Source organism: Enterococcus sp. AZ188 (genome assembly GCF_050544075.1).
Lineage (GTDB): Bacteria > Bacillota > Bacilli > Lactobacillales > Enterococcaceae > Enterococcus_D > Enterococcus_D entomosocium.
This window is the reverse complement of sequence record NZ_CP172943.1, coordinates 3,528,597-3,553,074: the sequence shown is the minus strand read 5'-3', so window position 1 is coordinate 3,553,074 and position 24,478 is coordinate 3,528,597. Positions and strand designations below refer to the sequence as shown.

The 24,478-nt window shown below is 35.9% G+C and carries 20 protein-coding genes; 15 read left to right on the top strand and 5 right to left on the bottom strand.

Going from position 1 to position 24,478, the window contains the following annotated elements; all coding sequences use genetic code 11:
* The first annotated feature begins 881 nt into the window (after positions 1–881).
* The 4 genes from IGI86_RS16400 (at position 882) to IGI86_RS16385 (ending at position 5,509) form a co-directional block, all read left to right on the top strand.
* Positions 882–1,910: a DUF916 and DUF3324 domain-containing protein gene (locus IGI86_RS16400; protein ID WP_086298853.1), complete on the top strand. Its 1,029-nt coding sequence runs from the start codon at positions 882–884 to the stop codon at positions 1,908–1,910.
* Positions 1,911–2,047: 137 nt separating this feature from the next.
* Positions 2,048–2,794: a WxL domain-containing protein gene (locus IGI86_RS16395; protein WP_016612620.1), complete on the top strand. Its 747-nt coding sequence runs from the start codon at positions 2,048–2,050 to the stop codon at positions 2,792–2,794.
* A gap of 52 nt (positions 2,795–2,846) precedes the next feature.
* Positions 2,847–5,219 (top strand): WxL domain-containing protein, encoded by a 2,373-nt coding sequence (locus IGI86_RS16390; protein WP_223347137.1) that lies wholly within the window; start codon positions 2,847–2,849, stop codon positions 5,217–5,219.
* Positions 5,216–5,509 (top strand): LPXTG cell wall anchor domain-containing protein, encoded by a 294-nt coding sequence (locus IGI86_RS16385; protein ID WP_016612618.1) that lies wholly within the window; start codon positions 5,216–5,218, stop codon positions 5,507–5,509. The genes IGI86_RS16390 and IGI86_RS16385 overlap by 4 nt, the downstream gene beginning before the upstream one ends.
* Before the next feature lie 292 nt (positions 5,510–5,801).
* On the opposite strand, the gene IGI86_RS16380 is transcribed toward IGI86_RS16385, so the two are convergent.
* Entirely contained in the window at positions 5,802–6,518 is a 717-nt protein-coding gene (locus IGI86_RS16380) for a MerR family transcriptional regulator (protein WP_086372438.1), read from the bottom strand.
* Positions 6,519–7,279: 761 nt separating this feature from the next.
* On the opposite strand from IGI86_RS16380, the gene IGI86_RS16375 reads away from it, so the two are divergent.
* From IGI86_RS16375 to IGI86_RS16350, 6 genes are all read left to right on the top strand, one after another.
* Positions 7,280–7,633: a DUF7006 family protein gene (locus tag IGI86_RS16375; protein ID WP_008381652.1), complete on the top strand. Its 354-nt coding sequence runs from the start codon at positions 7,280–7,282 to the stop codon at positions 7,631–7,633.
* 109 nt (positions 7,634–7,742) lie between these two features.
* Entirely contained in the window at positions 7,743–7,907 is a 165-nt protein-coding gene (locus IGI86_RS16370) for an N-acetylmuramoyl-L-alanine amidase (protein ID WP_223347136.1), read from the top strand.
* A 234-nt stretch (positions 7,908–8,141) separates the two neighbouring features.
* Positions 8,142–11,639 carry a MucBP domain-containing protein gene (locus IGI86_RS16365; RefSeq protein WP_430617550.1) on the top strand — a complete coding sequence of 1,166 codons (3,498 nt, stop codon included), beginning with the start codon at positions 8,142–8,144 and terminating at the stop codon, positions 11,637–11,639.
* Positions 11,640–12,212: 573 nt separating this feature from the next.
* A complete protein-coding gene (locus tag IGI86_RS16360) occupies positions 12,213–13,421 on the top strand; it encodes an AI-2E family transporter (protein ID WP_016612170.1) in 1,209 nt (402 codons plus the stop codon).
* Between the two features lie 386 nt (positions 13,422–13,807).
* Positions 13,808–14,239 carry a MarR family winged helix-turn-helix transcriptional regulator gene (locus tag IGI86_RS16355; RefSeq protein ID WP_016612169.1) on the top strand — a complete coding sequence of 144 codons (432 nt, stop codon included), beginning with the start codon at positions 13,808–13,810 and terminating at the stop codon, positions 14,237–14,239.
* On the top strand, positions 14,232–16,487 hold the full coding sequence (locus IGI86_RS16350; RefSeq protein WP_086372947.1) for an ATP-binding cassette domain-containing protein: 2,256 nt from the start codon (positions 14,232–14,234) through the stop codon (positions 16,485–16,487). Before IGI86_RS16355 ends, IGI86_RS16350 begins: the two co-directional genes overlap by 8 nt.
* 403 nt (positions 16,488–16,890) lie before the next feature.
* Here IGI86_RS16350 and IGI86_RS16345 read toward each other — a convergent pair whose 3' ends face one another.
* From IGI86_RS16345 to IGI86_RS16335, 3 genes are all read right to left on the bottom strand, one after another.
* Positions 16,891–17,316 (bottom strand): hypothetical protein, encoded by a 426-nt coding sequence (locus tag IGI86_RS16345; protein WP_086372436.1) that lies wholly within the window; start codon positions 17,314–17,316, stop codon positions 16,891–16,893.
* A gap of 13 nt (positions 17,317–17,329) precedes the next feature.
* On the bottom strand, positions 17,330–17,803 hold the full coding sequence (locus IGI86_RS16340) for a hypothetical protein (protein WP_086298851.1): 474 nt from the start codon (positions 17,801–17,803) through the stop codon (positions 17,330–17,332).
* Between the two features lie 239 nt (positions 17,804–18,042).
* Positions 18,043–18,993, bottom strand: coding sequence for a hypothetical protein (locus IGI86_RS16335; protein WP_086332761.1), 951 nt, complete (start codon positions 18,991–18,993; stop codon positions 18,043–18,045).
* 191 nt (positions 18,994–19,184) lie between these two features.
* On the opposite strand from IGI86_RS16335, the gene IGI86_RS16330 reads away from it, so the two are divergent.
* From IGI86_RS16330 to IGI86_RS16315, 4 genes are all read left to right on the top strand, one after another.
* The gene (locus IGI86_RS16330; protein WP_086372435.1) at positions 19,185–19,637 is read left to right on the top strand and encodes a DUF5626 family protein; all 453 of its coding nucleotides are present in this window, start codon (positions 19,185–19,187) and stop codon (positions 19,635–19,637) included.
* Between the two features lie 16 nt (positions 19,638–19,653).
* On the top strand, positions 19,654–20,169 hold the full coding sequence (locus IGI86_RS16325) for a helix-turn-helix domain-containing protein (protein ID WP_218568917.1): 516 nt from the start codon (positions 19,654–19,656) through the stop codon (positions 20,167–20,169).
* A 23-nt stretch (positions 20,170–20,192) separates the two neighbouring features.
* Positions 20,193–20,387, top strand: a complete 195-nt coding sequence (locus tag IGI86_RS16320; RefSeq protein WP_086332758.1) for a hypothetical protein — start codon at positions 20,193–20,195, stop codon at positions 20,385–20,387.
* A gap of 170 nt (positions 20,388–20,557) precedes the next feature.
* Positions 20,558–21,205, top strand: a complete 648-nt coding sequence (locus IGI86_RS16315) for a hypothetical protein (RefSeq protein WP_086332757.1) — start codon at positions 20,558–20,560, stop codon at positions 21,203–21,205.
* Positions 21,206–22,397: 1,192 nt separating this feature from the next.
* On the opposite strand, the gene IGI86_RS16310 is transcribed toward IGI86_RS16315, so the two are convergent.
* Positions 22,398–23,693: an ISL3-like element ISEfa11 family transposase gene (locus tag IGI86_RS16310; protein WP_086332755.1), complete on the bottom strand. Its 1,296-nt coding sequence runs from the start codon at positions 23,691–23,693 to the stop codon at positions 22,398–22,400.
* 290 nt (positions 23,694–23,983) lie between these two features.
* Here IGI86_RS16310 and IGI86_RS16305 point away from each other — a divergent pair, with 290 nt between their 5' ends.
* Positions 23,984–24,436, top strand: coding sequence for a MarR family winged helix-turn-helix transcriptional regulator (locus IGI86_RS16305; protein WP_086332754.1), 453 nt, complete (start codon positions 23,984–23,986; stop codon positions 24,434–24,436).
* Positions 24,437–24,478: the final 42 nt, after the last annotated feature.

The window sequence follows — 24,478 nt, the reverse complement described above, 5'->3', positions numbered from 1 at the left end:
AAAGGTTTTGATCCTTTTTAGTTACTTATTTCATAACTCCTTAAGTAATTCAATAACTAGATCAAAAAGGTATTATTTCAGAGAACAGTAGAGTATACTCCATGGATTTTTTGCCGAATGAAATATACAAATCATTATTGGCAGCTAAATATGTTGCGCAAAAATAAATTTCGGATAATGGAATGTGCATTATGAAACTATTAAAAGAGTGTTCAGAAAATGACTAGTTTCTGGACCCTCTTTTTTTATGACAATTGAAGCACGTAGCTTTCGTTTTGTGTCTATTGATATACAAAATATTGTTCATTTAAAAAGAAAGTTTATAGAAATAGAGACACTTTAATTGTTGCGGAAAGAACATATGTAACAATACGTAACTACCGTTGCGTATTTTGTATTGTTTTTTGAACAAAATTCAACAAACGTAATGAAAGATGGGATTATCATTCAACCTATCGGTAAATCAAAAAGCTCCTCTAGAAAAAAAGTGGCGAGCGCTCAGATTATTTTTGACGGATTGCTAGAAGTTGATATTGAAAGCAATCAGAAAGTACATTGTACGTGTTAAGAGAGAAGGATTCTATAGAGCTGAGTTTATTAAATCAATTGTTCAATATATTTCAAGTGGGAAAGGAAATAATAAGACTGTTGATTATTATAAATGCTAATTTATAAAAATTAAGAAAGATCATTTTAATTTATTTTCCGGAAAACGCCTAATAAATCAGCATTTACAAGTCTGTTTTTGAATTTTTTTTTATTTTGTAGTTTTTTTTTGAAAAAAAGGCATTGACCTTAAACCTGGTTTAACCCGTATATTAATTTGTGAATTAAATATTTAATAATGAACTATCTCACTTTTATGAAATGAGGAAATTATATTGAAAACAAAGAAAGAACGAAAGAAACACGCAATCCGATGGATTCTATTTACGGTAATCCTAAGTCTTGGTTTTTTTTATCAAACAGGCTATGCAGATGAGGTGAATAATTTTTCGATTCAAACGTTAGATGAGGATGGAAATGTAAATGCGCAAGGCTATTACCATTTCGACGGTCAGCCGGGAGAAAAACGTGAAGTTTCTATTAGGATTTATAATGCGTCTGATGTAGCAATTACGGTAAAAGCTGCGGTGAATCCCGCTTCCACCAATGAAAATGGTATCCCTGGTTATTTGGCAGAAGACACGTACGATGATTCATTAACGCATCGAATGGATCAATTGGTCAAGATTGACGAAGCAAAACGTACGATTCCAGCGTTAGGTTTTGTCACCATGAAAGTAGTAGTTTTATTCCCAGAAGAAGACTGGGCGGGAGACATTCTCGGAGGGATTCGGTTTATGGAAGAAGTTAAAAATATAAGCGAACAAACAGTAGTTCATGAAGTTGCGTACACCGTTGGTATTTTGTTAAACAAAAAAGACGGGGAAACAGTTGAAAATGACTTGCATTTAAAAGACATTACAACAGGACAAAGAAATTATCGAAACTTTATTGAAGCTAACATTCAAAATAGTGCAGCATCGATTGTTCGCAATATGAGTGTTGAATCTACTGTGACTGAAAAAGGGGGGAAAGCAGCGATTTATACGTACGATGTCTACGATCTTCGCATGGCGCCCAATTCTAATTTTAATTTTGGTATACCAACGGGGGAACGACCCATAAAGGCTGGGGACTATGTTCTTAAAATGAGGGTAAAAGCAGATGGGAAGGAGTATCATTTTGAAGAAAATTTCACGATTGCCGCGTCAGAAGCCCGCCAGTTAAACCAAAGTGCAGTGAATATTGATGAGAGGACGCCTTATCTATCTTATCTGATTTTAGGGGGAATTGGACTTCTTATTCTCCTGATTATTGGCAGATGGATTAGAATTAATGGGAGAAAGAAGGCTGAATCGCTCTAAAAAAATGCTGGTTTATAGTGTTCATCCAGCTGAAACCGGAAGGGGAAAAATACTAAATCAATTGAGAATAAAGGAGAATAAGAAAGCAACACGTACGAACAAAACAAAGAAAAAACAAAAAAATTGGAGGATGAACAATGAAGAAAACAACAATCACAATAGCAGCAGCACTTTTAGCGGGAAGTATGGGACTAGGTACATTAATTAGTCAGGCAGCAGAAGTAGAGTATGAGGATGCGACGAACGCAAGGACAGAGGGAACGGTGATTATTTTAGAAAATGATTCATCTAATCCGGTGATTCCAGATCCAGAAAATCCAGGAGAAGAAGTAGATCCTGAAGTACCAGTTAACCCCCACCCAGGCCGACTAAGAATCAATTATGTTTCAAACTTTGATTTTGGTAAGATTCCGAATATTTCAAGTGAAATCGTTCAAGAGGCACGATTGGACCATATATTTTCTGGTACATCAGAAGAAGGACGGGTACCATTTGTCGCAACAGAAGATCGTCGTGGGAGTGATCGATTAGGCTGGGAGCTGCAAGTTTCACAGCCTAAACAATTGAGTGATGCAAGCGGACATGAGCTGCAAGGAGCAACGATCACCTTGAGTGGTCTGCGTTATGTGAATCCCACATCAGCTACGCCCATTGCGAATCAAAACGAGATTGTATTAGGAGAAGCCGCACAAACTTTGGCAACCGCCAATGCTTCACAGGGTGCCGGTGCATGGACACTAGCTCTGGGGAATGCGAATGCAGAAGGACAGACTGATGGCGTTGTCTTACGTATTCCAGCCAATACCACAAAAAATGATACGGCTTACTCAACTGCACTAGTTTGGGAGTTGGTCGCGGATCCAACAAACGCATCTGGAGAATAAGGGGATGTCCCCTATTCTCCAGTACAGAAACCAAAGAGAAAGGGATAGTCCAATGAAAAAAGTCTTACTTGTTTTTGTGTTGAGCCTAGTTCTATCAACTCATTTTTTATTTCCCGCGATCGTTGTGGCCACTGTGATCGAAGAGTCTACGAGTGAATCTGATTACGAAGAAGAGATCCAAGAAACTAGTAATAATCAGGAGCAGCAGGGAGAAGAATCGGAGACAGAATCAGATGGATCCTCTGATCAAACAAGTGCAAAAAATCTGGAAGAGTCATCAATTGAAGATACTGTCGAGGGAGTTATTGAAGATCAATTGCAAAGAAATCAAAGATTAACTAGCATTGTCACTAGCACAATAAGTGATTGGCACATAGATGAACCAATTCTAATCGCTACTATTAATATGGAACTTACGACTGCGTTTAACGGAGTGAATCCCGGAGCGTACAATGTGGCACGTGTTTATGGAATCAGTAATCAGTTTTCAAGATTTAGTGTTCGAGCGGTTGATGCGCATGGAAATGATATCAGTGCTGCCTTTTTTACGGACATTAGGTCTGATTATGTAGATTTTCGAACGAGAGCAGATAGTTCTCCAGGAAATGGTTGGATTACTCTTGAAATTTTTGGTTTTGTTAATAAACATGCGCCTGTAGATATTATCTTTGACGGTTTAGGAGGATATTTCGATTTTGGGGAACTTACTTTCGGAATATTTGTCGTAAATATGCGTGGCGATACGGTTAGAAGAGAACCGGATGTGACATCCAGTACACGTTTAATGGCCTTGGGGGGAATACTCAATGTAACTCATATTGATGAGTCTGGAAAGGAGATAGGTGATGCTGAGTCAAATCTTGGGATGCCAGGGGCGGAATATACAACAGAGGCTTTAAATTTGGACGAATTTTATCTTCTAGAAATCAGAGGTGAAGCTTCTGGAAACTATATTTTAGGAAGAGTCATCGAAGTGACCTATGTTTATGCGAAGAGTGCATTGACAGCAGAAGTTGTGCCTCAAACAATTGATTTAGGTGGTCGATTGACGGAAAGTCAGCTTACCCAGGCCATAACCAATGTTTCGCTTAATGGAGGCTTGTTATCAAGTGATGAGTATACCCTTAATATAAATAAATCTCCAGATACGAGTATTGTCGGAACAACAACCAGTGCTTCTGTAGTATTAAACCATAACAGAACTAGTCAACAATTAATACTCGAGATACCAATTACAGTTACTTTCGGAAACGCCATAAGATTCAGTGGGTTTAATGACTATAGTGCTGGGATCTACACTTGGCATTCCGACATTGGAATTATCACTGCTCGAAGAGGAACGACAAGCACGACAGGAAATGTACACAACAATTTTTCTGGTATTTATTATAACTTTAGCATACATGATTTAGGTGATAACACGCGGCGTGTCATAGGCACTGATACGTTGACCTATTCGTATGATGTAAGAGGAACTCAAACGATTGCTTCAGCTGTTTCTGACTTTGGGAACGGTTTTGGGGAGACAAATGCTAAAGTTGGCGATATTGTCGAAGTCTATCATCGTGAACCTACACGACTCAGAAAATATGACGCCCCCCATTCTGAATCTGAAAGAGTAAATAGCTTGAATAATCGTGCATATTTTGAATTGACAAGTAATGGATACAGCCTATTGACATTTGATCGAGCACACCCAAATCCTACCACTATTCAGTTAGGAATGTCTGAAAAAGAATTGGAGGCAAACATATCAAAATATTTAGATCTTTCTGACACCAGTCATGTCTCGATTAGCGGTTTTCAAGAATATCCCGATACATCCAAAATCGGACAAGTAGTCGGAATTATTCGTGTTGAAGAACGTTTGAGTACTGGGAAATTTATTCTACGTGATTATGAAGTGCCTTTTACGGTTGAACCAGGTCGGTTGGAGCTGGCTAATGTAACGAATGGAAATTTTAATTTTGGAATCATTGAGCAATCAAGCCGCCATCAAGAGGTAGCGGCCAAGGGTGAACACGCACCAACCATTACGATTGATGATTACAGCAATACTACGCAATGGTCCATTTTTGTTTCTGCTAGTCCATTTGTGAATTCAGAAAAGCAAGTGTTGACTGGGGCAACGATGATACTCAAAGATTTAAGTGTCCAAGAAACGGTCCATACGGGGTTAACGGTTCCGTCAAAAGACATTGTATTGAGCCACACTCCGAAGTTAGTTGGGGCAATGAGCAATCCCAATGAATTATATGAAGGAGAACACGGTACAACAGAGATTCAAATTGGGGAAGTAATGAATGGATCTTTGACAGGCGTTCAATTGAGATTGCCGGCGAATACGCCAGTGGATGATGGGACGTATCGCTCAGTGATCACTTGGGAACTAGTGGGTGATCCTACGTTGGGAGGAAGCGAATGAAGAAAATACTAATCGTACTCTTTTTCAGTATAATTTCTCTTTATATGAATTATTCAAATTCTTTGCCAAGCGTAGAAGCATCTACTTATGAGAATCAAGCGGGGGTACAATTTTATCAGAGAGAAGAGACAGTAAGTTCTGAACAAAATGAATTAGATAGTCAACCATCAGAAATAGATATTCAGAAGAGTCTGCCACAAACAGGAGGAGTAATTTCTTCAATGAGCTTTTTGGGAGGCAGCGTAATCTTAATAGTTTGGTTAATAAAAAAGAAAGAAAAGACAAGTTGATTTTTTTCGGTACTATATGTTTTGGTGTTTAACAATATGAAAAAATATAATAGAAACATATAGTACCTTAATATCTTAATAATAAGCAATTAAAGTAACGTAGTAGTTTTAACATCATTTTATAAAGGAATATCTTGATAATCGAGAAATAATAGATTGCAAAAGTGTAGTGTTTAGGAAATCATTCCTACGATAAATAATACTACATACATGATGAAACTTTGGGAATGATTACTTAGAAAATGTTCATTTTAATCCCTCTGTTTTGATTGTTTTCATAGATAATGATCAGTTACAGAAGCCAAAAAAAGTAGTAGTCAATAGGCCGATTATTTTCTAAACCTCCGACGATGTACTGTGCGACTACACTGGAGTAATCGGCAGAATCTTGTATATCATCCAATAACTGATTCAAGTTATTTTCACTATAGTCGTATCTATCAACAGTTAACGCCCCACCAAAGTATATTTCACTTGATTCCGCAAGGAGATCTTTAGGAATAGTGTTATTGGGAATGTCTATAATGCCAATTTCTTCTGTTATGGTATCAAAATGATCTCCAGTAAATAATAATAAAAAATTTGTTGGATTATTTAATAAAGAAGAAATGTGTTCTTTTTTGTAAAGATCAAGAGGTTCAAATTTCGAAAAAGGAAACTCTAGATTTAGGTTTTTCTCTCCGTTTAAACAATGATTGATATGAGCAATATCCTTTATTCTTGTATTAAGTACTTTTGATACAGCATTTAATTGTTTGATCCAGTTGTCAACGGTAATAAGAGTATTGTTTAATATTTGGTTTCTTTGATCCAAATCACCATTTAAATGAAGGGTTAGATCGGTAATGGGAATTTCTAAGTTTCTAAAAAAAGTAATATCAACTAACTGTAATATAGAATGAGCATCAAAATATCTGTAGTTATTCTCTTCGTCTCTACTCAACGAAATTAGTTGTTTTTTTTCCCAAAACCGTATAGTTGAAGGTTCAATATTGAATAGATTAGCAATTTCCGTTATCGTTCTTTTTTTATTTGAGATAACAATTCCTCCTCTTTTTTGTAACTTATAGAGATATATAAGTAGTAGAACACATCATCTTCGACTTTGAAATTTGATTAAAGTAATCTTAACTTTCTAAAATACTATAAACAAATAGACCATATTCTTCAACTCTATTTAAAAGAATAGTAATGCATTATTTTAATTCTATCAACTAATCAGTCAGGACATTATGAAAGTAAAAACGCAATTCTTCTATTTTGTATAAATCACCAACTGTTGATTTTGAAGGTTTAAAAAATCAACAAATTCGTATTTTGAAATAAAGCGAAGGGTAGTATTAATGAGGTATAGATTCAAGGGGAATTAATAAGCTGTAGTAGGAAATGAATAAAGAAACTCATTTTCTATAAAAAAAGCATTGTCATTGAATTGAGCTTTCTTACCTAAGGATAAATAAAAATTTACAAATACTTAAAGGTTCTTCCAATCCACTTAGATTATAGATCTTATAGTACTTGGCATTTGGATAACGAGTGAAATATCAGTTATTTATTAAGAGGACGATTGCTTTTTAAAAACTAGACCTCAAACCAACTTTAATGTGTATAGTTCAGCGCAACAAACAACTTGCGTTTTTCTTTTAATTTTCAAATAGGTCATTGTTCACCTGTAAAGGAAGCATCTTCTTTCAGAGGCTTTCATCTAGGGAAAAACAATAAATGAAACCGGCTTATAGTATTGATTTCATTTTGGAAAGGACGAAAATTATGATCGAAATCAGTAATCTATCTGAATATATCAAAGAATTTCAATTTGAAGAAAAGCAGTTAAAAGCACATCCGTTGATAAAAAATTATATTGAAAATCAAGTTCAAAAATTAAAAGAATTGATAGAAGCATTAACGTCCGCGAATTTTTGGATTGATATTCCAATAATTATGGGAATAGATTCTAAGTTAGTATTATTACGAGAACTCATTATCACTATTGAAGATTTTGATTTTTCAGACGAAGAAGTGTTAAAAATAGTAGAACAAGATTATCCATACTACAATAAAGAATTATGTGGATATAAATTGAATGATGTAACTAGCCATTCACTAATTTTTAAAATAAAGTGATCTGGAAAAAGAATCAAGGAAAAGTAGTCTTTTATAATATATTTTGAAGTCAGGTATGGAATCCTATGAAGACGTAATAAAATTTCTAACCGAACGATAGAGGACAGACGTGAAAAATTGCGAGAAGCTAAACGTGCTTATTGAATCCTATGCACTTACCAACTATGACACGGGAAAAGCAGAATTGGTCAAAGGTAATGCAGAAATGATCTATCTTATCATGAATCTGGGCATCTCTTCGACGTTTGGTCCACATCGGGAAGACTTTCACTAACTATCATTTAACAAAGATAGAAACTTTCATTCTTTAAATTTTGTTCTGGGGTTGTTAAAAAACAAAGAGGAACTATTATTACATAATACCAAGTATCTTATAAAAATAATGATTATTTTTGGTTGAAGGAACTCTGTCCTTGCTTGAAAAGTATTTACTATAGAATACATTATTACTACAATAGATGAGATATAAAAATAGGTGGTTAAAAAAATACCACGATGGAGTTGGCAGATGAAAAAGAAAATTTTTTCCTACATATCTTTGGCAAGTTTAATAGTACCTTCTTTTTTTGTTCCCATTGTGAATGTTCGATCAGATGAGCAACAAGAAAGTGTAGCACAAGCAACTAATGAAGAATCTGAAAATATGAGTAATTCGATTACAACGCTGGATTCTTCAACAACGCAAAGTGAATCTTCTGATACTTCGACAGAAGATAATAATGAATCCACGGAAGAAACAACAACGCAAAGCTCTTCTAACAACGCAAAATATTCTGGCGAAGATCAGGGGAATAGCCAAGTTGAAAATGAGACGACAAGTCAAAGTTCTGCAAATCCATCTGAGGTCGCAGTAAATAATGATCAAGAAGATTTTGCAGCTTGGCTTCCGGATCCAGCACTACAATCCGTAGTTGCTAAATCTTTAGGTATAGATGTGTCCGAAATCACGAAGGAACAGATGAGCAAACTTCAGACTCTCTATATCTACGCTGCAGATTCCGCTATTGCTGATTTGACAGGCTTGGAATATGCAACAAATCTATCATCATTTTATATGAGCGGCCAAAATCAGGTTACTGACTTTTCCGTTCTCACTTCGTTAAATAACTTAGTTTATGTATATTTGATGGGTGCTAATGTAACGGATGATAATGTACCAAACTTTGGTGCCAATTTAACTAGATTAAATCTTAGTTCCGCAAATGTAACCGATGCTGTATTTTCAAAAATAGTTAATATGAAAGGACTAGAGTCGCTAAGTTTCGAGTCCAATATGAATATTACGACAATTGCACCTCTGGTTGCATTACCAAATCTAACAGAATTAAGAATACAGTTCTGTGGCGTGACAGATTTTACTGTGATAAATGAGTTTCCCAAATTATCAAACTTAGCTGCTTATGGCCAAAACACAGGAAGAAATGATGCGATTACTTCATTATCTGCAAAAGAGTTAAATTACGATCCCGATAATCAATCATTTTTTGTTCCATTTTCCATTATGCCTAATCGTTTAACAAATTTTGATGGATATCAGCCTCCTTTTACAAAATCGAATAGTACTAGTCAGACGTACTTTGATTTGAATGGTGTACAGGTACCCTCCTCAAGATTAAGTATTACAGAAGATGGGATTACTGTATCTGGGGTTACTCAAAGTGAATTTGAAAGTATCGAAACAATGGAGTATAACGCACGACTGAATAATCCTGCCGGATCCTATGCTCAACCAGATGGATATAGTTTTTACGCCATTTCTTCAGGAACCTATTTGCACCAATTTTCGATCAATCATCAAGAAGCCGCTGCAGATGTTACGGTGAGTTATATTGATACTGAAGGGAATGAATTGAAGCCTTCTCAAAAAATTAGCGGTAATATTGGTGAATCTTTTGATGCAACAACGCCAGAGTATAAGTTAGAAATAGACGGGTATACTATAAAAGAAGTTCAAGGTAATCCGACGGGAACCTTCAGTGATACAGCGCAAGAAGTGGTGTACGTATATGAACGCAGCGATGCAGCACCAGTCACGGTGAAATATCAAGATTCCGAAGGGAATCAGTTGGCAGACCCAACGGTATTAAGCGGAAAAGTAGGGTTACCATATACAATCGAAGCCAAAGAGATCCCAGGGTGGTATGTAGTAGAAACCCCAGATAATGCTTCAGGCACCTTCAGTGACACAGCGCAAGAAGTGGTGTACGTATATGAACGCAGCGATGCAGCACCAGTCACAGTGAAATATCAAGATTCCGAAGGGAATCAGTTGGCAGACCCAACGGTATTAAGCGGAAAAGTAGGGTTACCATATACAAGCGAAGCCAAAGAAATCCCAGGGTGGTATGTAGTAGAAACCCCAGATAATGCTTCCGGCACCTTCAGTGATACAGCGCAAGAAGTGGTGTACGTATATGAACGCAGCGATGCAGCACCAGTCACAGTGAAATATCAAGATTCCGAAGGGAATCAGTTGGCAGACCCAACGGTATTAAGCGGAAAAGTAGGGTTACCATACACAAGTGAAGCCAAAGAGATCCCTAGTTGGTACGTGGTAGAAACCCCAGATAATGCTTCAGGCACCTTCAGTGATACAGGGCAAGAAGTGGTGTACGTATATGAACGCAGCGATGCAGCACCAGTCACGGTGAAATATCAAGATTCCGAAGGGAATCAGTTGGCAGATCCAACGGTATTAAGCGGAAAAGTAGGGTTACCATACACAAGTGAAGCCAAAGAGATCCCTAGTTGGTACGTGGTAGAAACCCCAGATAATGCTTCAGGCACCTTCAGTGATACAGGGCAAGAAGTGGTGTACGTATATGAACGCAGCGATGCAGCACCAGTCACGGTGAAATATCAAGATTCCGAAGGGAATCAGTTGGCAGATCCAACGGTATTAAGCGGAAAAGTAGGGTTACCATATACAAGCGAAGCCAAAGAGATCCCAGGGTGGTATGTAGTAGAAACCCCAGATAATGCTTCCGGCACCTTCAGTGACACAGCGCAAGAAGTGGTGTACGTATATGAACGCAGCGATGCAGCACCAGTCACAGTGAAATATCAAGATTCCGAAGGAAATCAGTTGGCAGACCCAACGGTATTAAGCGGAAAAGTAGGGTTACCATATACAAGCGAAGCCAAAGAGATCTCAGGGTGGTATGTAGCACAAACACCGACAAATACTTCAGGCACGTTTAGCGACACAGCGCAAGAAGTGGTGTACGTATATGAACGCAGCGATGCAGCACCAGTCACGGTGAAATATCAAGATTCCGAAGGGAATCAGTTGGCAGACCCAACGGTATTAAGCGGAAAAGTAGGGTTACCATATACAAGCGAAGCCAAAGAGATCCCAGGGTGGTATGTAGCACAAACACCGACAAATACTTCAGGCACCTTCAGTGACACAGCGCAAGAAGTGGTGTACGTATATGAACGCAGCGATGCAGCACCAGTCACGGTGAAATATCAAGATTCCGAAGGGAATCAGTTGGCAGACCCAACGGTATTAAGCGGAAAAGTAGGGTTACCATATACAAGCGAAGCCAAAGAAATCCCAGGGTGGTATGTAGTAGAAACCCCAGATAATGCTTCCGGCACCTTCAGTGATACAGGGCAAGAAGTGGTGTACGTGTACGAACGCAGCGATGCAGCACCAGTCACGGTGAAATATCAAGATTCCGAAGGGAATCAGTTGGCAGACCCAACGGTATTAAGCGGAAAAGTAGGGTTACCATATACAAGCGAAGCCAAAGAGATCCCAGGGTGGTATGTAGTAGAAACCCCAGATAATGCTTCAGGCACCTTCAGTGATACAGGACAAGAAGTGGTGTACGTATATAACACTAAAGCGCATAATCCTAAGAACAATGGTAATTCAAATAATCATTTACCAAAAACTGGACAACAGATTAAAGGACAACTGATTTTAAGTAGTGTCGGAGCTTTGTTAGTCACACTCGTATTTGTAGCAATTAAAAAACGTAAAAGAAGTAATCGATAAGAGGAAGAAAGAGTGTTCAGAAAATGATCGTTTCTGGACACTCTTTTTGAATCAAATTTCTAATAATACTATTCGATATTGTGTATAGAAACCTACAATGAAATCTATGTCTAGATAAAATAGGAGTCGCTAAATATAAGAATAATTCATTTAAGGAATTGCAAACTTTAAAGTTCTTGATTCATTAATGTTTCACCTGTTTTTCATTTTTGATTAGGCTCTTTTTATTATGTTCATTTAAGCTAACGGTATAATTTTTTTGGAGGCTGATTTTTCATTGATAATTAAAATTTATTTATTGTGAATGATTATAAAAAGTTCTGAAAATACTAAAATAATAAAGGGAGTTTGTCAAATAATATAGAGAAGATAGCTCATTAATCAATCTGAAAAACACCTCTAGGCTAGAGATATAGCTTAGAGGTATTTTTATGACTAATTATGGTAAGATTATTAAATAAAAGTTGTCTTCATTTCAAATCGCATCGAATCCTCAAGTGGGGGAGATTAGTGAATGAAAAGGTCCATTTGGGGTGAGCTAATCTTTACAAGAAAAGAAGATTGATTTAGATAATGAAAGAACGGGGAGAAGAAATGAAAAAGAAACATAAAGTGATACAAATGTTGGGTGGGGCTACACTCTTATACATCTTAGCGGTCCTGTTTATAGGTGGCGCAACACTATTGCTGTTCAAAAATCTTACCTTTTTGATTGAGCCAGTAGTTAAAGTATTTCAGGTGGTTCTTCCTCCGTTAACTATGACGCTCGTTTTATATTTTGTACTTAAACCAGTTGTAAAGTTTTTGGTAGGGCTAGGACTTTCAAAAGTACTGAGTATTATTATTACATTATGCACACTTACTGCTGCCTTCATCTTGTCAACTGCCCTCGCACTGCCGTTACTTATCCAACAATTTGAACGATTGATCGAAAACTTCCCAAATTATTTGATTGAAGCTGAACGAGTAATAGAAACTTTTATACAAAATACTAGATATGAACAAGCATATCATGAGGGACTCGAGGTTCTGGCGAATTGGATAAATCAAGTTTCTAATAATGTGGGCGTATATCTGGGCAATATTATTTTCGGTGCTTCACAAGTGTTTTCAACGATTACCCATGTCCTATTGTTGTTATTGACAGTGCCGATCATCACGTTCTTTTTATTGAAAAATGACCGTCAATTTGTAGAGTATTCTTTAGGTATCTTCCCCCCTAGATTACGTCATGAAGTCAAAGAAATCATTCGGACAATGGAAAATCAGGTGGGCGCCTATCTAAAGGGCCAACTAGTCGTTTGTGTGATCATAGGAACATTGACTTTTATTGGCTTCTTAATTATCGACATGCCTTTTTCTGGAAGCTTAGCATTTCTTGTTGGCGCAACAGCTATCGTTCCTTATATCGGACCGGTTGTCGCCTTTTTCCCTTGTGCAATCATTGCAATCATGACGTCTCCTACGATGTTCATTCAGTTGTGCATTGTCTGGATCGTTGTTCAATTATTAAATGGGGAGCTGATCGAACCTCAGGTCATGGGAAAACATATGGTGATCCATCCAGTAACAATTATTTTTGTGCTATGGATAATGGGTGAACTTTTCGGCATGTTTGGGTTGATTTTCGGTATACCACTTTATGCAATCGTGAAAGTGTTAGTGGTGTTTGGGTTTCGAAAATTTAAGCAGCGATACAATCGCATATATGCGGAAGATGTTCCTTATGAAGAAACTGAATTTAGTTTAGAATCATACACTAAGAAAAGCAGCCATGGTTAACGAGGGAAACCTGTTGAACAAATGAATTCAAGTACGCATGTCCTGCTCAAATTGATCGTTTGAGTTAAATCATTTGCTTTGATAGTGAAAGAAAGAATTTTAATACATAGAGTGCTTGGAAATATCTATTTTCTGAGTACTCTATTTTTAGTTTGGGCCGATGAATTTCCGATAATTAAGTTTTCCAGTGTCAGAAATTCATTGGATCATGACTCCTTTTTAGCCATTCCAATAACTTGTCGTTTTTCTACGAAAGAGGCTGCTTGACTAAGCAGGAATCAACGCACAACAATGATAAGCGCCAGATGGATAGACTACCTATTTGACATCTGATTTCCCAAATGATATAGTTTCCAAATAGAAATCAATTTGAGGGGAAGTTTTCAATGAATAATTTAGAAGAGGTATTAGTAAACTTACAATGTGAATTGGTGGCGGAAAGAACCAGACTAAATCCTAAAACAATTAGTTGGCTTCAATATGATATTTTAAATATTCTAAATTCTGAAACTGAGATGCGCCCGTCAAAAATGAGTGTTTTGCTAGGAATTAGTAGGACAAAACTTTCAAAGGCGTTAAAAGAGCTAAAATTAATGAATTATATTCAACAGAAACCCAATGATGCAGATGGTCGAGAACTACTCACTTTTTTGACAATAGAGGGAAGTCATTTATTAACAACTATTGATAATGGACATACGCACTTATCTGAAATCGCAAATGCAGTTTTTAATCGGAAGGAAAAAGAGCAGTTCGCTGAACTAGCAAAGAAATATTTAGAAGCGCTTAAAACGGAAAGGCTGAGGTATGATGAATGATCTCATTTCTATCGAAGGAGCTAAAACAAACAATTTAAAAAATCTTTCTTTGAAACTTTCTAAGTATCAAGTAACTGTCGTAACAGGTGTTTCAGGCTCGGGAAAATCTTCTTTGGTATTTGATACCTTAGCAGCTGAATCCCAACGATTACTAAACGAGACCTATTCGAGTTATATCCAACAGCTACTACCTCACTATTCTCAACCAATCGTTGATAAAATAGAAAATCTACCAGTGTCTATTGTGATTAATCAGAAGAAACTAGGAGGAAATGCACGTTCCACAGTTGGAACTGTAACAGATATATATTCAAGTTTAAGGCTGCTATTCTCGAGGGTTGCAACCCCTTTTATTGGATATTCTATGAATTATTCGTTTAATAATCCCAAGGGCATGTGTGAAGTTTGTAAGGGATTAGGTGAGGTCAAAGAGATTGATGTCGATAAGTTAATCGATTTTGACAAATCTTTATCAGAGGGAGCTATTCAATTTCCTACTTTTCAACCGGGAGGATGGCGCCTGTCTAGGTATACAGAATCTGGTAATTTCGATAACAATAAAAAAATTAAAGATTACCTAGCAGAAGAATTGGACCGTTTACTAAATGATCTCGGCAGCACTCCAAGTAATCCTACGAATAAATGGCCAAAAACTGCACGTTATGAAGGGATCATTCCCAGAATTACCAAAAATTTTATCGAAAAAGAAAGCACGCAATATAGTGCACCATTAAATCACATTCTGCAAGTGAAAGAATGTCCCAATTGTCAAGGCACTAGAGTAAGTAAACTCGTTCGCTCTGCAAAGATAAATGGAAAATCGATCGCAGACTGTGTGAGGATGCCTATTCCTGAACTAAACAAATTTATTAAAGAGATTCATTCTTCTGCTGTTCAGGTGATTTTGAAAGATTTAAGTAAGAAACTACAGAGTTTGGAGGAGGTTGGCCTAGGCTATTTGTTTCTTAACCGTCCAACAGCAACATTATCTGGTGGAGAATCTCAAAGAATAAAAATGGTTAAACATCTTAACAGTGCACTTAGTGATATTCTATACATTTTTGATGAGCCTAGTATTGGACTCCATCCAGAAGATATTCAAAAAATAGCAAAGATAATTAGGGGGTTAAAAGATAAAGGAAATACTGTTGTTCTTGTTGACCATGATCCGGATATTATACAAATTGCAGACCATATCATTGAGATCGGTCCAGGATCCGGGGATAGCGGTGGAAAAATCACCTTTGAAGGAACCTATGATGAACTACTGAAGTCGAACACCATCACTGGAAGAGCGTTGGCAGATCAGTTGAACGTTAATACCCAAAGACAACAATTTTCTTCCTATTACGAATTAAATGAGGTTAGTTTGCACAATGTTGTAAACGCTTCTGTGGTGTTGCCAAAACAAGCATTAACGGTTGTAACCGGAGTCGCTGGTTCTGGGAAGAGCACACTCATTCGCTATCTTTTTAAAAAAAAATATCCTGAAGCAAGTATATTAGACCAGAGTCAGATAAATGGCAACATTCGCTCAAATGTTCTCACGTATCTAAATGTCTTTGATAAAATTCGGAGCATCTACGCGCAATGTTCTGGTAAAAGTGCCTCTCTTTTCAGCTATAACGGTAAAGGAGCATGTCCTCTGTGCAAAGGCAAAGGAGTGATAAAAATGGATTTGGCTTTTATGGGGGATGCAGAGCAAGTTTGTGAGAAATGCCGAGGAAAAAGATATAACGATGAAGCCTTATCTATTTTATGGCATGGTTTCACTATTTACGATATTTTACAATTATCAGTTCGAAAAGCAGTAGATTTGTTTGATGATCGCTTATTGATCAGAACGATGCAAATTCTCATGGATGTTCATCTAGAGTATATGAAGTTGGGGCAGTCGCTAGATACATTTTCTGGTGGAGAACTTCAGCGTTTAAAGATAGCAAAAATAATTGCTCAAGATACTTCTAACTGTCTAATATTAGATGAACCATCTACCGGCCTTCATGAGGCGGATATTGACAAGTTGTTATTATTGTTAAATAAACTTTTGCAAAAAGGAAATACATTGATTGTTCTAGAGCACAATCTCAAAATAATTAGTCAGGCTCAATGGCTTATCGAAATGGGACCTGGCGGGGGGAACTTTGGAGGTAAAGTATTGTTTCAAGGGTACCCAATAGACTTATTAACGTTAGAAGATTCATACACAGCAAAACATCTGAAAAGATATACAAAAAACAACAATTAAAAAAGGTGTTTATAAGAATTTCAGTTCATGATTTTTTTAACAGCTATGTGATGGGCAGAAATTTAATAGCTTTTGATCTTCTTAATTTTTCGACAAAGAGTGTTAAGAAAGTGACGAATTTCTGGACACTCTTTTTAGATACAATAATTTATATGTGTCACTCTATTTTTGTGTTCATAAACTCGTAACTAAATCATTGTTCAATGAAAATTTAGATTTATGAGTATTTGGACAAACCTTGGATGTGGTCAGATACTTAATAGTATTTGATACCTTGCTCATAGTGATGGTTATTTTTTATTGTAAGTAACTATACAGATATAGTTTGAAAATAGAATTTCTTATTTTCCATACTCACAAAAAATGCTTTTAATTCAGTGATTGAATTAAAAGCATTCTCATTTTACCAATTATATTTTGTTGTTAATGTTACAGTGTTGTAGCCTGATTTTTTAAACTGATGATACCCTAAAGATTTAGGGCTAGTGTGCAGTATACCAAACGTTGCTTGTGCGCTTCCATATTTGCTATTTTTTACTGTATTCTGATCGCTGTTTATGAGTTTTTTTCCAGATGTATAAGACTCACATTTCGACCAGATAGAATCTTGTGTTTGACTAGCAGTTGAAGTAGCCACAAAAACTAGATTAGATTTTGATAGATTTCCTTTTACTGAAATAGAAGAGCGTGTGAGTGCATTCGACATTGTTGCTTCGTTTGAGTCAACAACTTCAAGTAGATTTCCTTGTTCGCTTGCAAGGGCTGTCGTCGAGACATTGAATCCTAAGATGCTTAGCAAGAATGTAAAAAGTATAATTTTTCTTTTCATTATTGATTCTCCTTTACTGATTCGCTCTAACTTCATGAGTGACCGTTGAATAACCTGATTTCTTAAATGTTGAATTTGCATAGGTATAGTTTTTTGACACACTTACTGGGGCATGATTTGTTTTAACAGAATTATACGCTGTTTTTGTTTTAGTAGAAGACTTATCATTTTTCAGTACACCGTTTGAATTGTAGAGCCGTGATCGTACAAAGATACTGTCCATCATTTTAGCCGCTTCTCCAGTTGCAGAGGACGCTGCACTTATTGGAGCGAGTGTGTAATGGATTGTAGCAGTCGTAGTACATTTGATGGAAGACCGTGAAACCCCATCTGTCATGGAGCTAGAATCACTATTCGAGATGACTATTTCTTCTAAAATTGGATCTTCTTGAATATTTCCACCTTCTTCAGAGGCGTATGCAAAACCTGGTAGTGTTGTAAGTGGTAAGAGACCCAGTACCCCCATTTTATATAGTGCTTTTTTCATTGTGATGACCTTCTTTCTTTTTATTTTCAAAGTTACCCTTCAAGATGAAAACAATAAATAATACTGCTTTCACGAAAGAGAAACTGTGATTTACTGTATCCAGAGGAACCTCTTTTGCTAACAATAACTGGAAAATAAACGGAACAACTATTGGCGAGATTATGACGTATATACAATATACGAAATATGCGAAAATTAAGTTATTTACGAGATTTGCTGTTTTTTTCATATTTTTCCACCTACTTACTATTTTTTATGAGTACAGGATTTGAGAAATCAATTTCAGTAATAGAATATATCCCATCGTCCATTTGATATGGCGACAGAACATCAACTAATTGAAAAATACTGTTTTCTTTTTTTGTGACGGGAATTTTAATCGGAATCCTATACAATTTATTATCAGAGATTTCATACACGGTGTTTGGAGGCAGTTCATTTTTTTCTATGAGAGAGCCATTTATAAAGGGAAGAATTGAGTGTCTGCTGTTCTCATTACTAGTTTGTCCCAAAAGAAGCTCCACACTGTCATTAGATCTTTTTTCAAGTTCGAGGATCGCTTCATTTGAAGATTGAACATTTACCATTGAAATTCTGGCGTTGTAATCGTTCGTATCATTATCATTAAGAAATTTAATGGACTGAGGATAGGTACTGTTGTTAGTCAAATTGAATCTTAGTCCCATAACTGAGTATTCTAAACTTCTTTCTAAGGTCATCGAGTCGTTCGATTTCGGATATTTAAAAAGTAAAATCATTAGTTCGTTTCCCTCAGAAATATTGTCTATTGAAAGGTCTATATTTATTTTCTGTTTATTGGTCAATGAAAATATGTTTGCCGAAGTAACTTCTTCTCCATTAACTTCATAGGGAATTTCATGCAAGTCCTTTAATATGTTTAAGTAATAAAGGTATTGTCCCTCCATATCTTGGATAATTTCAAGATCCCCTGAAAATGAAGATGAGCCACTTTGGTTTATTTGTGTACCTACATCAACTATCTGACCATTACTATCACGTAATCCATAACTTATGGTGTTTTCGAAAACAATAGTTTGAGTTTCTTCGGACTTAGGATTAGTTAATAAGAGGCCGGGCAAAACTAAAAAAATAATTATGGATAATGCAACTGTTGAAAGTATGGCAAATAATAATGGTGTTTTTTTATTTTTAAATATTCTCTTTCTCATCATTCACACTCCTTTTCCATTTACATTTTCATAATGACACATATCTATTTACTTTAAAGGACTAATCTGTTTACATTTCAGGTTTACGAAGGGATGTAAACCTGAAGTTTACGTAGTGTAAATAGAACGATACTTATAAATACCATTATTACAATGTATACTAAGAGAAAAATTTAGAATAGGAGAACGAAATGAAAAAAATATTTACGTTATTTATATTAGGAGTAGGTATTCTTTTTTTTCCAGCAACGGGACTTGCGCACGAAAATGAGGAGTTAGTATTTGACCTTGATTCAACAACTATTAGAAGCGAGTCATCGTATATAGATGACTCGGGAGAAACTATTGAACTAATGATTGAAAATATTTCATCCGGTACTAGGGTAGGTAAAGGGACATACAAAGTCTCGAAAAAAAGCACGGGTAATTGGTTAGTATCGTACAATGTGACTGTCAACTCGAACAAACAATTTACAGCTGCAACTAATTTAAATATGACCACTTATCAAGGGAGTATTACTTCAAGTTCTTTGAGTAGCAATTCATCAAGAGCTATCTGTAACTTCAAACACAAGATTGGAACAATGACTTCTAATGCGAGCGTGACGACGACTATTTCAAATGGTAAACTGGTTGTAAAATAATAAGTAGGTGTATTTAATGATGGAACTCGGGGAAAAACTTAAGTCACATCGGGAAAACAAAGGATTCTCACAAGTGTTTGTAGCTGAAAAGCTTAATGTTTCAAGACAATCTATTTCAAAATGGGAAAATGACCGAGGCTACCCTGACTACGACAACTTAATTCTACTGAGCCAACTTTATGAAGTTTCTATTGGAGAGCTACTCGATGAGAATGAAAAGTTGAAGAAAAAAATTGAACATAATAATGAAGATATTGCCAGCAAGAAACAGAAGCTCCAACTTTTACGAAATACGCTGGGAAAAGATGAAAGTCTGGTTTTAATTGGTCTTTCAGCGCTAGCATCGTTCATATTTCCAGTGGGCATTATTGTGTGTATGTTCGTATTTGTCAGAAATAAGCGCTGTAATTCATACTATAAATTAATTTGGCTTATCAGCATTTTAGCACTGGCGTTAAATTTATATGCTGGATACGGACACTTAGCAAATTATATGGGGTGGGGATCAGTTTCGATCGAACAGATTGAATAACGTCAAAATCAGTAGGAGTAAGAATGAAAAAACGAAATTTACTTACTGTTTGTAATGAAAGAAGAAGCGTCAATCAGCAAAAATTAAACTATGCGGAAGAATTTCTGCTATTTAGGGGTAAAATTCAGGAAGAACTGTATTCTGATAAAATATTTCTGACACTGATTGATAAAGAAAAGGGATTAGTTCAAGAAAGAGATAAACTATTAAATGAGTAGTACCATTCTATGGTGAAGACAATTTTAATTCTGAAGGTGTAATAGTAACTACTAAAAGTAAACTTTTCGTTTACCTTTAGTAGTAAACCGATGATGTAAACTTCTCGTTTCTTTCATTTTTTTCATATTTCAAGGATACTTAGTGTATAAAAAATGAAAGAGGGATCAAAATGAAAAAATCTATCGTAACAACTATGTTAACAGCAATAGTTGCAACCACTGTATTTACAGCTTTTGGTGGTGCAGTAACTTATGCTAAAGCAGAAACAATGGAAGAAACTAATGAACTTATTCTTCCTGACGAAAATGCACCAATTTTTTCGGACGAAGGAGCAGAGTACTTAAACGTTCCTGAAATTAATCTTGATAATGATACAAACTTGTACTCGGAAGGCATACAAGTAAATACTAGAGTAGCTCAATATAGAATGTGGAGAATTGAATCGAAAACATCAGCTGGTACATCTTATGGCGCATGGAGAAATGGACCATCTGGAAAGGGAAAAGCAACATTGTCAGCCACTAACTCAAATACTTCTAGTAGATCTGTTTCGTCTTCGATTTCAGGTAGTTATCCAATTGGTGCCGATAAAATCGGAGCATCGTTGGGAATTACAATTGGGCAATCAAAGACTTACGGAGTATCTTATTCTATAAATATCCCCGCAGGTAAAAGACAACAAATAATTTTTAGACCAGTGTACAAATCTACAAAAGTAGTACAGCGTGAGTATATAAGTGGAGTCAAAACAAAGACAGCTAGAACCGCTACTGTAAAAACCTTTAGTCATTGGGATTACTCATTTAAAAACCTATAAGGAGAAAAAGATGGAGAAACAATACATTTATAGTTTATTTATCGGATTCATTTTATTATTTCAATTACAATTGATCAGTTACTGTAACTATCTTTTGGTTAAACAAGGTACAATCAATGGTGTTTTAGATCCTTATTTATTACTAAAAACGCCATTAGTCGTTATCCCCGTCTTGTTTATTTTATATTGTGCATACGGCATTTATAAAACGATTAAGAAACGATAAAAAATTAGTGCGCGTGTTAATTCTTCCCCAAATTAACATAATCTCGATATGGATTTCTAAATTAAGAAAAAACTATAAAAATGTGGTCACCATTAAAATCACTCAAAAATGATTGAGTGATTTTTTCAGTTTTCATTATATGGAGTGTTCAGAAAATGACGATTTCCTGAACACTCTTTTTAAATGCCATAATTGAAATTTATTGCTCTATTCTTGTGTACATAAACTCGTAACTAAATCATTGTTCAATTAAAAATTAGATTTATGATTATTAGGACAATTAATATAAAGGGACAGAAACATTAAAAATCAGTAATCAAATGGAATGAGATATGAGTGAAACAAGAGGACACTTTCTACAGTTTTAATAGTCAGACTACTCATTAGTATCAAAAGAAAAAACGTTGATTCTCTCTCATTTTCGCATCAAAATTCTTCAGTAATTGACCTGAAGGAAAAACACTTTATTCTTGTACAATTTGCTTAAAGCAGTTAGACTTATCCGGCCCTGAAATTTAGAAGCTTCGTTCTAACTCTCTGAGCCCGATCATTCGTAATCGGGTATTTTTGTTCTGCAAATATTATTAATAAATATAAAACTGATTTATAGGAAAGCCGAAGACATTTTAAAAGTTTATTATCTTTATAATAACAATTCGGAGCGTAAGGTAATGCCTCGCTAAAAAATAACTTATAATTCTTGAGAAGGAAAAACCAAAGAAATAAGCTAAACGAAAAAAAAAATTTAGACATATATTAATTTTTGTATAAATAAAACACTTAATAACGTGGATTATTAAGTGTTCTCATTTTTTGTTTAAAAAACTATTCTCCTAACAAATGAATAGATTACTTACGTGGAAGGAGGCCTAAAGGGAAAAAATGGCTATTTGTCAATAAGGACTGATGAGTTGTGCAAAATCAAATCTGGGTCAGAATGAACCTCATTCTGGCTCAGATTTTTTGTTATCTCACTTTGATTAATTGACTGATCAAAAAGATTCTAATTCTCATGTTCTCGAATGATTTAAATCTGTAGGATACTCGTTTCATTGTCTTTATGTGGGTATTCTTCGCTTCTATTTTTCCATTGGAATAAGGATAGATCATTGCGTTGGTGATGCCTTCTTCATAGGTCAGAAGGTTTTGAAGCTTCTCCCGAAAGCTGTCATCTAACGTTTCGGGAAGTTCTGTCAATAAGGAGAAAAATAAGTCAGGGTCTTTGTCTCGAAAGGCTTCAACTAATTCATGAAAAAAGGGATACGCCTCCTTCAGGGGCGTAGAAAACTCAAGCAATCGATCAATCATCATTGCTTCAGTAAGAAATGGGTATTTTGGTGCTCGGAAACTTTTCCATGTTTTGTATTCATAATGGTTGATGTTTGCACGATTTTTTAGCAAAAAGCGCCAGTTCTTTTTCAGTTTTTCTGCCTGGCTTTTCTGTCCGGCTTTACGAAGTTCATTCATTTCACGGATACGCAACTCATTGAACGCTTGATTCATGTGTTTGACAATATGAAACCGATCAATCACTACTTTCGCATTTGGCAGAACACGTTTGGTGAGCTGGAAGTAGGCGGCGTTCATGTCTGTCACCAAGAATTCTACTTCTTCTGGATTGGTACAACCTAAGAAATAGCTTGTTAATCGAGGTAATTTACGCGTAGGCAAAACATCTATTAATTTTCCTGTTTCGCCATCTGCGCAAATAAAGCTCATTTTATCTTCTATGGAAGCATGCGAACGAAATTCATCAACCATCAATACTCTGGGGAGAATCTTCTTAGATTGCTTTGGTAAATAGCTTTTAAACTCTTTCAATGTACGAATAACGGTGGTCAAAGATACCTGACAGCTTTTCGCAATAAAAGATAAAGATACTTTTTCAGTCAGTAAAGAAGCAATTTTATATCTAACATGATTTGCGATTGAATGTCTGGGTTGGACAAAATAACTTTGAGCAGTCCAATGGGTTCGGCAGTTTTTACAGGTATAGCGCTGCTTTTTTAGGCGCATAACCAAAGGCATATGATTGTATTGTTCAAAACGGACAATCGTTTCCTTCTTCCCATTTTTCACTATAATTGTTTTCCCGTTTCCATCTACCACAGTAGAACCACAACTTCTACAAGCACGAGGAGTAGGCGAGAGAACAGCATCGACGACCAACGTCTTTTTCTTCTGAAGGGTCTCGTAAGAGATCTCTGTAATCATCAAATCTTTCTCTGTTATTCTCAACATTTTTTTGATAGAATCATTCATATAGCATATCGTCCTCTCAGTTGTTTATTTTGTGGTGATTTAATCATACTAGAGAACGATATGTTTTTTAATACCTAAAATGAAAATGGGGCTGAAGAATCAATTCTGATTCATCAGTCCCATAAATTATAGAGCCAGAATTTTTTCTCTGTATTCTCCTGCTTTTTTGAGACAAGCTTATGCCATGCACTCATTTTCTAAGAGTGAGCAAAAAAGTAAACCAAGCCCATTATTGTTGTATATGCAACAATAATGGGCTATTCTAGTGCTAGATAGGGAGGGGATAGTTCGTGGAGGATATACTTCGTGAGATAGGTTCGATCAGTAGAATGTTGGAATCCATTGCTAATATTGAATTTAAAGAGGTTCAACTCAGTAAAGGACAATACATTTACTTAGTTCGTATATTTGAAAATGAAGGAATTATTCCTGAACGATTAGCCGAACGGATCAAAGTTGATCGCACGACTTTGTCCCGGGCGGTAAAAAAGTTAGAGGAAAATGGGTTTATTCTAAAAGAGTCAGACAAAGAAAATAAAAAAATCAAACACTTATACACAACCGCCAAAGGGAAACAAGCGGTTCAATTAATCATAAGAGAAAATAACTATTCAAATAAAGTAGCGATTCAACAGTTATCTGCTTTAGAAAGAAAAAATCTTGCGGAAATGCTGAAAAAAATAAAATCTTCGGTAGAAGTTGATTGGGTCAACGTCAAGAATGGGATCAAAAGAGACTATTAAACGAATAACGCCGCTGGGGAGATTGGATCTGATTGAATGTAC

What these genes read in the sequence shown, in the direction of transcription:
- IGI86_RS16375 (WP_008381652.1), top strand. Translation starts at nt 7,280, where the DNA reads ATGATCGAAATCAGTAATCTATCTGAATATATCAAAGAATTTCAATTT.
- IGI86_RS16325 (WP_218568917.1), top strand. Translation starts at nt 19,654, where the DNA reads ATGATGGAACTCGGGGAAAAACTTAAGTCACATCGGGAAAACAAAGGA.
- IGI86_RS16395 (WP_016612620.1), top strand. Translation starts at nt 2,048, where the DNA reads ATGAAGAAAACAACAATCACAATAGCAGCAGCACTTTTAGCGGGAAGT.
- IGI86_RS16355 (WP_016612169.1), top strand. Translation starts at nt 13,808, where the DNA reads ATGAATAATTTAGAAGAGGTATTAGTAAACTTACAATGTGAATTGGTG.
- IGI86_RS16360 (WP_016612170.1), top strand. Translation starts at nt 12,213, where the DNA reads ATGAAAGAACGGGGAGAAGAAATGAAAAAGAAACATAAAGTGATACAA.
- IGI86_RS16390 (WP_223347137.1), top strand. Translation starts at nt 2,847, where the DNA reads ATGAAAAAAGTCTTACTTGTTTTTGTGTTGAGCCTAGTTCTATCAACT.
- IGI86_RS16340 (WP_086298851.1), bottom strand. Translation starts at nt 17,803, where the DNA reads ATGAAAAAAGCACTATATAAAATGGGGGTACTGGGTCTCTTACCACTT.
- IGI86_RS16365 (WP_430617550.1), top strand. Translation starts at nt 8,142, where the DNA reads ATGAAAAAGAAAATTTTTTCCTACATATCTTTGGCAAGTTTAATAGTA.
- IGI86_RS16315 (WP_086332757.1), top strand. Translation starts at nt 20,558, where the DNA reads ATGAAAAAATCTATCGTAACAACTATGTTAACAGCAATAGTTGCAACC.
- IGI86_RS16350 (WP_086372947.1), top strand. Translation starts at nt 14,232, where the DNA reads ATGAATGATCTCATTTCTATCGAAGGAGCTAAAACAAACAATTTAAAA.
- IGI86_RS16335 (WP_086332761.1), bottom strand. Translation starts at nt 18,993, where the DNA reads ATGAGAAAGAGAATATTTAAAAATAAAAAAACACCATTATTATTTGCC.
- IGI86_RS16310 (WP_086332755.1), bottom strand. Translation starts at nt 23,693, where the DNA reads ATGAATGATTCTATCAAAAAAATGTTGAGAATAACAGAGAAAGATTTG.
- IGI86_RS16345 (WP_086372436.1), bottom strand. Translation starts at nt 17,316, where the DNA reads ATGAAAAGAAAAATTATACTTTTTACATTCTTGCTAAGCATCTTAGGA.
- IGI86_RS16320 (WP_086332758.1), top strand. Translation starts at nt 20,193, where the DNA reads ATGAAAAAACGAAATTTACTTACTGTTTGTAATGAAAGAAGAAGCGTC.
- IGI86_RS16330 (WP_086372435.1), top strand. Translation starts at nt 19,185, where the DNA reads ATGAAAAAAATATTTACGTTATTTATATTAGGAGTAGGTATTCTTTTT.
- IGI86_RS16385 (WP_016612618.1), top strand. Translation starts at nt 5,216, where the DNA reads ATGAAGAAAATACTAATCGTACTCTTTTTCAGTATAATTTCTCTTTAT.